Origin of the sequence: Erwinia sp. B116 (genome assembly GCF_002865965.1) — a bacterium.
GTDB lineage: Bacteria > Pseudomonadota > Gammaproteobacteria > Enterobacterales > Enterobacteriaceae > Erwinia.
On sequence record NZ_JRZZ01000015.1, the window covers coordinates 55,046 to 63,884 of the forward strand.

The window sequence follows — 8,839 nt, forward strand, 5'->3', positions numbered from 1 at the left end:
TCCGTCCACTCACGCCGTCTATACTGTTCTGTTGTCGCCGTCGGACTTCAGGAGAACCGGATGTCAGGAATTACGCCATCGCTTCGCGCGCTGCTGCAATCAATGCTGTTACTGTTACTGCTCGCCAGCCCGTTTACCCATGCCGTTACCCTGCCCGCCGCCGCCGTGGCGGCTTCGCAAAGCACGCAACCTGCGGCCGCCAGCGAGAACGCACCGGACATCGCGGACAAAAAAGCCGCCTATGCCGCGCTGGCCAATATTCTGGAAAACGACAGCGCCAGAAAAGAGCTGATCGACCAGCTGCGCAGCGCCTCTGTTACCCCACCGGTTAACAACGAGCCGGTGCTGACGCCGCCGCAGGAGGCGGAGGATAAAACGGTGCTGCAGGGCGTTACCGACGTCAGCCGTCACTTCGGCGGCGAGTTTGCCGCCCGGCTGCAGGCGCTGCACCACAATATTACCAACGCGCCGCACAAGCCGTTTAACCAGGCCACCTTCTTCAACGCGGTCAGCCACTTTGCCATGCTGGCGGCGGCGCTGTTCGCCTTCTACTGGCTGATCCGTTTCGCCGTCACCCCGCTCTATCGCCGCATGGGCGACTGGGGGCACAGGAAAAACAGCGCGCGCAACAACTGGCTGCAGCTGCCGGCGATGATTACCGGCGCGTTCGTGATCGACCTGCTGCTGCTGGCGCTGGCGCTGTTTACAGGCCAGATCCTCATCGACAATATGAACGGCGGCAGCCGCACCATCGCCTACCAGCAGGGGTTATTCCTCAACGCCTTTGCCCTGATCGAGTTCTTCAAGGCGGTGCTGCGGCTGCTGTTCTGCCCGCGCTACCCGCAGCTGCGCTTCTTCCACCTTGCGGATAACCGCGCCCACTACTGGAATACCCGCCTGAGCTGGCTGAGCGGGCTGATCGGGCTGATCGGTTACGGCCTGCTGGTGATCGTGCCGATCGTCTCAAACCAGGTGAACGTGCAGATCGGCGCGCTGACCAACGTGGTGATTATGGGGCTGATTACCGTCTGGGCGCTGTACCTGATTTTCCACAACCGGCTGAATATCCGCCACGAACTGCACCGGCTGGCCGACCGTTCGCTGGCCTTCTTTGGCCTGTTTATTCGCGCCTTTGCCCTGGTGTGGCACTGGCTGGCCAGCGCCTACTTTATCGCGCTGTTCTTTATGTCGCTGTTTAACCCCGGCGACAGCCTGCAGTTTATGATGTCGGCCACCGTGCGTTCGCTGGCGATTGTCGCCATCGGCGCGCTGGTCTCCGGCATGCTGACCCGCTGGATCAACAAGACCATTATCCTCTCGCCGGAGACGCAGCGCAGCTACCCGGCGCTGCAGCAGCGCATCAACGGCTGGGTCTCGGCGCTGCTCAAGCTGGCCCGCATCGTCAGCGTGTTTGCGGTAACGCTGATGCTGCTCAGCGCCTGGCACCTGTTTGACCTGTGGCACTGGCTGACGGTGGGGGCCGGCGAAAAGGTGGTGGACGTGCTGATCCGCATCGTGGTGATCCTGTTCTTCTCGGCGGTCGGCTGGACCCTGCTGGCCAGCCTGATCGAGAGCCGGCTGGCCTCTGACTCGCACGGCAGACAGATGCCGAGCGCGCGCACCCGCACCCTGCTGACGCTGTTCCGTAACGCGCTGGCGGTGGTGATCAGCACCATCACCATTATGATCCTGCTCTCTGAACTGGGGGTAAACATCGCGCCGCTGCTGGCCGGTGCCGGCGCGCTCGGCCTCGCCATCTCCTTCGGTTCACAGACGCTGGTGAAGGATATTATTACCGGGGTGTTTATTCAGTTTGAAAACGGCATGAACACCGGCGACCTGGTGACCATCGGCGCGATTACCGGCACCGTGGAGCGCATGTCGATCCGCTCGGTCGGCGTGCGTCAGGACACCGGGGCCTACCACATTATTCCCTGGTCCTCGATTACCACCTTCGCAAACTTCGTGCGCGGCATCGGCTCGTTTGTCGCCAACTACGACGTCGACCGTCAGCAGGACAGCGAACAGGTTAACGCCACGCTGCAGGCGGCGGTGCAGGAGCTGCTGGAGGATAACGCGATTCGCAGCCTGGTGATCGGCGAGCCGTCGTTTGCCGGGCTGGTCGGGCTGACTAATCAGGCGTTTACGGTACGCGTGTCGTTCACCACCCAACCGCTGAAGCAGTGGACGGTGCGCTTTGCGCTGGACGCAATGGTGAAAAAACACTTTGACGCGGCGGGCATCAAAGCGCCGTATCAGACGGTGCAGGTGATGCAGAGCGGGGTGGATGTGGCCGGTGCCGCCGGCGTAGCGCTGGCGGCACCTGTCCCTTAAGCGGGTGACTTGCCCAGCAGGCGGGAGCGCTGCGGCTGTTCCATAAAGCTCCAGGCGATAAAGCGGCTCTGCTTCTGCCCCTGGGCCATATCGACGGTGCGCACGGCGGCGACCTCCGCCTCCTCCAGCGCCCGCCACAGCGCCGGCAGGTTCTCTTTGCGCGACACCAGCGAGGTGAACCACACGCACTGGCGGGCAAAGCCGGCGCTCTCTTCGATCATCCGGGTGATAAAGGCCACTTCACCGCCCTCACACCACAGCTCGTCCTGCTGGCCGCCAAAATTCAGCGGCGCGCTGCGGTCGAGGCCGAGGTTGCGCAGCTTACGCTGGCTGCCCGCGCGCGCGTCGGCGGCGGAGGCGTGGAACGGTGGGTTACACAGCACGGCCTGATACAGCTCGTTTTTGTGGATCACGCTGGTGAAAATGGCGTTAGCCTCTTTCTGACGGCGCAGGCGGATGGCGCGATTCAGCCCCGGATTGCCGCTGATAATTGCGTTGGCCGAGGCCATTGCCTGCTCGCTGACTTCGCTGCCGGTAAAGCGCCAGCGGTACTCGGCATGGCCGATCAGCGGATAGATCAGGTTGGCGCCGCAGCCGACGTCCAGCACGTTGATCTCACGCGGCACCACGCGGCGGTTATCTTCGGCCAGCAGATCGGCCAGGTGATGGATATAGTCGGCACGGCCAGGGACTGGCGGGCAGAGGAAGCCGTCCGGAATATCCCAGTGGTCGATCTGATAAAAGTGCCGCAGCAGCGCCTGGTTGAGGGTTTTCACCGCCAGCGGATTAGCGAAGTCGATCGACTCGCTGCCCCAGTTATTCACGGCAACAAACGCCGCCAGCGGGGGGTGGCTGGCGATCAGCGCAGCAAAATCATAGCGGCCGCGGTGGCGGTTACGCGGGTGGAGAAGGTCTTTCTCGGCAGGGGTTTTCATCAGTCACTCTCTTATCAGCAGGCGCGTAAGATACCTGCTGGAGTATTAATCGTAAACCACTAGCGCAGGATTTCCCGCGGTTTGCTTCACGCCCTGCTGAACGCAGGCAAAAAAAAGGGCCTTACGGCCCTGATGTTCAGAACAGGCGATTATTTCGCCATCGCTTTCATCGCCGCAAGATCGGCCAGTGAGGTGAATTCACAGCTCAGCAGCGTTTTACCCGGGATGCCCTGCGCTTCACGGGCGGTGATCGCCACCCGGCCGGTTTCCGGCGAAGGCTGATCGGCATCGTCTAATACGCGAATGTAGCTTTTGGTCGCCACGATCATCGGGTTCGGCGCTTCAGCGGTTAACTGATACGTTTTTGCCAGTTCGTCGGCTTTCTGCCCTTCAACCAGCACGCCGTAGGTGGTACCCGCCAGCACGAAGGCTTTAGCGCTGAAGCCGTCTTTAACCACCGCTTCGGCCAGCGGATAAACCGCCATCATCCCCACCAGCTCATATTTTGAGACTTTTTCTGCTTCATTGTACAGCGCGGTGGCCGCTTTAGTGGTGTAGGCTGGCTGGCATAACGCCGCATCAAAAAACGCGCTGTTATCCGCCGCGCTGGCCAGTGCGCTGGCAAACAGCGTGGTGGCAGAAATCAGTACCGTTGCTGAGGTAAAACGTGCAAATTTTGACAACATGAAAAGCTCCATCAAATTTAAATCCATTGAAATAATAATGACATATCGCTACAAATAGCGGCATTACTGTACAACAAGTTTCAAATTATTTCTTTATATTAATAAATTTGACTTATGTAATGCATAATCGCAACGACCCTTAAGGAGCCAGCTTTGACGACCCGCTACTCATATCAACCGGCACGCGGCCACGGCCTGCCGCACGACCCGCTGAACGCCATTATCGGGCCACGGCCCATCGGCTGGATTAGCTCGCAGAACGCCGCCGGCCAGCGCAACCTGGCACCCTACAGCTTTTTTAACTGCTTTAACTACCATCCACCGATCATCGGCTTTGCCAGCAGCGGCTGGAAGGACAGCGTGGCCAACATCGTGGAAACCGGGGAATTTGTCTGGAACCTGGCGACCCGCACGCTGGCGGTGCCGATGAATGAGAGCTCGGCATCGCTGCCGCGTGGCGAGGATGAGTTCGCCTTTGCCGGCCTGACGCCGCTGCCTGCCAGCCTGATTAACGTCAGCATGGTGGCAGAAAGCCCGGTCAACTTTGAGTGTCGTCTGACCCAGTGCATTCAGCTGCAGTCGGCGGACGGCGAAAAGCTGCCCAGCTGGCTGGTGCTGGGTGAAGCGGTGGCGATCCATATCGACGAGGCGCTGCTGGAAAACGGCATCTACCAGACCGCGAAGGCGGAGCCGATTCTGCGCGCCGGTGGGCCGAGCGCCTACTACGGCATCAGTGAGGATCTGCGTTTCGATATGACGCGGCCGGACGCGCGTAAAGCCTGATGCTAAGGATGCAGCCAGAAGCCGCGCTTCTGGCTTTTTTGCTATGATAACGTTCTCTAAAAAACCGATCATTGAGTGATTATGAAACGTATCGCGATTGACATGGATGAAGTGATTGCCGATTTTCATCCCAAGCTGGTCACCACCTGGAACAACCATTTCGCGCAGCAGCTCACCGCAGACGAGCTCAACCTGTTCGATCTGCAGCAGAAGGATCCGCACAAGCTGTCAGAGATTTTTGCGCTGGCCAGCGATCCGGAGTTTTTTGGCGACCTGGCGGTGATTGCCGACAGCCAGCGGGTGATTGCCCGACTCAGCCAGCACTACGACATTTTTATCACGACCGCCGCGATGGAGCTACCCAGCTCGTTTAACGCCAAATTCCGCTGGCTGAATACCCATTTCCCGGATATCAAGCCGCGCAATATCGTGTTCTGCGGGGATAAAAGTATTATCAGGGCCGACTATATGATCGACGATAATGCGAAGAACTTCGTGAATTTCTGTGGTGAAGGGATCCTCTACTCCGCCGCGCATAACCGACATGTGACCGGCTACCGCCGGGTGGAAAACTGGCAGGAGATCGAAACGCTGCTGCTGTAAACGGCCTGCCTGCGGCTGCGCCAACGCACAAGGTGCGGGGGTAGCCGCATTTGAGAATGCATCCTGCCATAGGCTGGGTGCCTTGCGTCAGCGCTGCTCTGGCGGATTTTTACCTGAAGGTGACTGCACCGCGCCCTGCTGGCTACCCGTCTTCCGCCAGCACGGCGCTGGCGGAACCTTACCTGAAGGTGACTGCACCGAATCCTGCCGGCTACCCGCCTTCCGCCAGCACGGCGCTGGCGGCTTGCTGCCGGTAAGGTCAGCGCGCAGCTTCTTCCAGATAGCCCTCAATCAGGCCCTGCAGCAGCGGCTGTAGCTGGCGCTGTTTATCCTCGCGCCAGCCAAACGGCGGCTGCTCATCCATATAATTGACCTGTGCCAGCTCCAGCTGCACCGCCTGCTGGCGATGTTCCGGCTGACCGTAGGCGCGGGTAATATAGCCACCCTTAAACCGCCCGTTCAGCACCCAGCTAAACTGCGACTGCTGCTGGCAGATGCCGGTCAGCCGATCGGCGATGGCCTGGCTGCAGCTGGCACCGTCATTGGTGCCGAGGTTGATGTCCGGCAGCTGGCCGTCAAACAGCCGCGGGATAACCGAGGCAATCGAATGGGCGTCAAACAGCAGCACGTAGCCGAAGCGCTGTTTCAGCCGGGCCAGCTCCTGAGCCAGCTGGTCATGGTACGGCTGCCAGATCTGCCGCAGGTCACGCTGACGAATGGCCTCATCGGGAGCCTGCCCGGTGCGAAAGGTCGGGCTGCCGTCAAACAGCGTCTCCGGGAACAGCCCGGTGGTGGCCGTGGTGTACAGCGCCTGGTTATCCGCCGGGCGGTTCACATCCACCACAAAGCGCGAGTAGTTGCCGACCAGCACGCTGGCACCGAGCGACTGCACAAATTCGTACAGCCGTGGAATATGCCAGTCGGTGTCGGGCAGCAGCCGCGCGGCGTCGGTCAGGCCGGCCTCAACCTCGGGGGTCAGTGCGGTGCCGGCATGGGGAATACTGAGCAGCAGCGGCAGCGTGCCGGAGCTAAATTCAAATGGTTTCATCGTTCCTCTCCTCGGAAAATAACCCGGCAGGGCAGTTGCCCGCCCAGCCAGTAGATTAGCTCCGCCGGGCGTGCCAGCGGCCAGTGGACAAAATCAGCCCGTTTGCCTGCCTCAATCGAGCCAAGCTGGTCGGCCAGCCCCAGCGCACGTGCGCCGTTCAGCGTCACCCCCGCCAGCGCCTCCTCCGGCGTCATACCGAACAGCGTGCAGCCCATATTCAGCATCAGCCGCAGCGACAGCGCCGGTGATGTCCCCGGATTGGCATCACTGGCCAGCGCCATCGGCACCCGGTAACGGCGGAACAGCGCCACCGGCGGCAGCTGGGTTTCACGCAGGAGATAGAACGCGCCGGGCAGCAGCACTGCCACGGTGCCGCTCTGTGCCATCGCGGCCACGTCCTGCTCGCTGGCATACTCCAGATGGTCGGCCGACAGCGCACCAAAGCTGGCCGCAAGCCGGCTGCCGCCCAGCGCGGAGAGCTGTTCGGCGTGGAGTTTTACCGGCAGGCCCAGCTGCTGTGCCGCCCGGAACACGCGCGCGACCTGCTCGGGTGAAAACGCCAGATGTTCGCAGAAGGCATCAACCGCATCCGCCAGCCCGCTGGCCGCCACCTGCGGCAGCAGCTGCTCACAGATCATATCGACCCACGCGTCAGGACGCTGGCTGAATTCGGGGGGAATGGCGTGGGCGGCAAGGCAGGTGGCCTGGATCTGCGCCGGTACCTGCTGCGCAAGCTGACGAATCGCCTGCAGCATACGTAATTCGCTGGCAACCTCCAGCCCGTAGCCGGACTTGATCTCAACGGTGGTCACCCCTTCGTTCAGCAGCAACGTCAGCCGCTGGCGGGCGCTGGCCACCAGCTGCGCCAGCGAGGCGCTGCGGGTAGCACGCACGGTAGAGAGAATGCCGCCGCCCGCGGCGGCGATTTCGGCGTAGGTGGCCCCGTTCAGCCGCTGTTCAAATTCATCGCTGCGATCGCCGCCAAACACCAGATGAGTATGGCAGTCCACCAGGCCCGGAGTGACAATGCCGCCGCCGAGGTCGGTGATGCGCTCCGCCTGCAGGCCGGCGGCCTCCTGCCGTGAACCGACCCAGACGATCTGCTCGCCGCGCACGCCGATCGCCCCGTCTGCTATGATGTTGTAGCGCCCTTCCCGCATGGTGACAATATCGGCACCGGTCCATAAACGATCGCAGCTTAGCGGCTCCATTCTCCCTCCCACGTTGTGTTCTTTACGGCCTGATAATAAGTATGTATATGTATATACAACCTCACTGCACAGGAAGCAACCATGATCCGCTATTTTGCGCCCCGCGCCCTGCTGGCCGACGGCTGGCAACACAATGTGACAATTGACGTTGACCACCAGGGCGTCATCAGCGCCCTGACCCCCAACAGTAGCGTACAGGGTGCGGTGCGGCTGAACGGCTCCGTTCTGCCGACCATCGCCAACCTGCACTCCCACGCCTTTCAGCGGGCGATGGCCGGGCTGGCGGAGATCGCCGGTAACCCGCAGGACAGCTTCTGGACCTGGCGTGAGCTGATGTACCGCATGACGGAGCGCCTGACGCCGCCGCAGGTCGGTGCCATCGCCAGCGCGCTCTACGTCGACATGCTGAAAGGCGGCTATACCCAGGTCGCGGAGTTCCACTATCTGCACCACCAGCCCGACGGCCAGCCCTACGCGAATGATGAGATGCTGCGCGAACTGGCGGCGGCGGCGGAACGCAGCGGGATTGGTCAGACCCTGCTGCCGGTGTTGTACAGCTATGCCGGGTTTGGCAGCCAGCCGCCGCTGCCGGGGCAAAAACGCTTTATCCAGACCACCAGCCAGTATCTTGCGCAGCAGGTGCGCCTGCAGAAGCTGATCGCCGGACGACCGCTGCTCAGCCAGGGGCTCTGTTTCCATTCGCTGCGCGCGGTCAACGAATCGCAGATGCGAGAGGTGCTGGCCGCCAGCCCGACGCACCTGCCGGTGCATCTGCACATCGCCGAGCAGGAGAAAGAAGTTAATGACTCGCTGGCCTGGTGCGGTAAGCGGCCGGTCAGCTGGCTGCTGGACCGCTTTGCGGTTGATACGCGCTGGTGTCTGATCCACGCAACCCACCTGACGGAGCAGGAGGTCAAAAGGCTGGCCGCCAGCGGCGCGGTAGCCGGTCTCTGCCCGACCACCGAGGCCAACCTCGGCGACGGCATTTTCCCGGCCAGCGACTACATTGCCCAGGGCGGGCGTTGGGGGATCGGTTCCGACAGCCACGTGTCGCTGGACGTGGTCGAGGAGCTGCGCTGGCTGGAGTACGCACAACGACTGCGCGACCGCCGCCGAAACCGCATCGTTACCGCAGAACAGCCCTCGGTCGGCGACGTGCTCTACCAGCAGGCGCTGGCGGGCGGCGCGCAGGCCTGCGGTCTGAAAATCGGCAGCCTCCAGCCGGGCTGGCGCGCAGAC

At 61.8% G+C, this 8,839-nt stretch carries 8 protein-coding genes; 4 read left to right on the forward strand and 4 right to left on the reverse strand.

Features of this window, described 5'->3' with window-relative positions:
* Positions 1 to 60: 60 nt before the first annotated feature.
* Complete coding sequence (gene ybiO, locus NV64_RS12385) at positions 61 to 2,334, forward strand: mechanosensitive channel protein (protein ID WP_101506026.1); 2,274 nt, start codon at positions 61 to 63, stop codon at positions 2,332 to 2,334.
* On the opposite strand, the gene rlmF is transcribed toward ybiO, so the two are convergent.
* Together rlmF and NV64_RS12395 are read right to left on the reverse strand one after the other, a co-directional pair.
* Positions 2,331 to 3,269 (reverse strand): 23S rRNA (adenine(1618)-N(6))-methyltransferase RlmF, encoded by a 939-nt coding sequence (gene rlmF, locus NV64_RS12390; RefSeq protein WP_056237009.1) that lies wholly within the window; start codon positions 3,267 to 3,269, stop codon positions 2,331 to 2,333. The genes ybiO and rlmF overlap by 4 nt on opposite strands.
* 149 nt (positions 3,270 to 3,418) lie before the next feature.
* Positions 3,419 to 3,955 carry a hypothetical protein gene (locus NV64_RS12395; RefSeq protein WP_082502350.1) on the reverse strand — a complete coding sequence of 179 codons (537 nt, stop codon included), beginning with the start codon at positions 3,953 to 3,955 and terminating at the stop codon, positions 3,419 to 3,421.
* Between the two features lie 153 nt (positions 3,956 to 4,108).
* On the opposite strand from NV64_RS12395, the gene NV64_RS12400 reads away from it, so the two are divergent.
* Together NV64_RS12400 and NV64_RS12405 are read left to right on the forward strand one after the other, a co-directional pair.
* Positions 4,109 to 4,738: a flavin reductase family protein gene (locus NV64_RS12400; RefSeq protein ID WP_101506027.1), complete on the forward strand. Its 630-nt coding sequence runs from the start codon at positions 4,109 to 4,111 to the stop codon at positions 4,736 to 4,738.
* A gap of 81 nt (positions 4,739 to 4,819) precedes the next feature.
* Entirely contained in the window at positions 4,820 to 5,341 is a 522-nt protein-coding gene (locus NV64_RS12405; protein WP_101506028.1) for a 5'-3'-deoxyribonucleotidase, read from the forward strand.
* 259 nt (positions 5,342 to 5,600) lie between these two features.
* Here the strand turns inward: NV64_RS12405 and hutG are convergent, their stop codons facing one another.
* The gene (gene hutG, locus NV64_RS12410) at positions 5,601 to 6,389 is read right to left on the reverse strand and encodes an N-formylglutamate deformylase (RefSeq protein WP_101506029.1); all 789 of its coding nucleotides are present in this window, start codon (positions 6,387 to 6,389) and stop codon (positions 5,601 to 5,603) included.
* Positions 6,386 to 7,600, reverse strand: a complete 1,215-nt coding sequence (gene hutI / locus NV64_RS12415) for an imidazolonepropionase (RefSeq protein ID WP_056237020.1) — start codon at positions 7,598 to 7,600, stop codon at positions 6,386 to 6,388. Before hutI ends, hutG begins: the two co-directional genes overlap by 4 nt.
* Before the next feature lie 81 nt (positions 7,601 to 7,681).
* On the opposite strand from hutI, the gene NV64_RS12420 reads away from it, so the two are divergent.
* Positions 7,682 to 8,839 (forward strand): formimidoylglutamate deiminase (locus NV64_RS12420; RefSeq protein ID WP_233208978.1); only part of this gene is annotated, 1,158 nt, incomplete at its 3' end.

Excerpts from the sequence above, each read along its gene's own strand:
- ybiO (WP_101506026.1), top strand. The coding sequence starts at position 61 with ATGTCAGGAATTACGCCATCGCTTCGCGCGCTGCTGCAATCAATGCTG.
- NV64_RS12405 (WP_101506028.1), top strand. The coding sequence starts at position 4,820 with ATGAAACGTATCGCGATTGACATGGATGAAGTGATTGCCGATTTTCAT.
- hutI (WP_056237020.1), bottom strand. The coding sequence starts at position 7,600 with ATGGAGCCGCTAAGCTGCGATCGTTTATGGACCGGTGCCGATATTGTC.
- hutG (WP_101506029.1), bottom strand. The coding sequence starts at position 6,389 with ATGAAACCATTTGAATTTAGCTCCGGCACGCTGCCGCTGCTGCTCAGT.
- rlmF (WP_056237009.1), bottom strand. The coding sequence starts at position 3,269 with ATGAAAACCCCTGCCGAGAAAGACCTTCTCCACCCGCGTAACCGCCAC.
- NV64_RS12395 (WP_082502350.1), bottom strand. The coding sequence starts at position 3,955 with ATGTTGTCAAAATTTGCACGTTTTACCTCAGCAACGGTACTGATTTCT.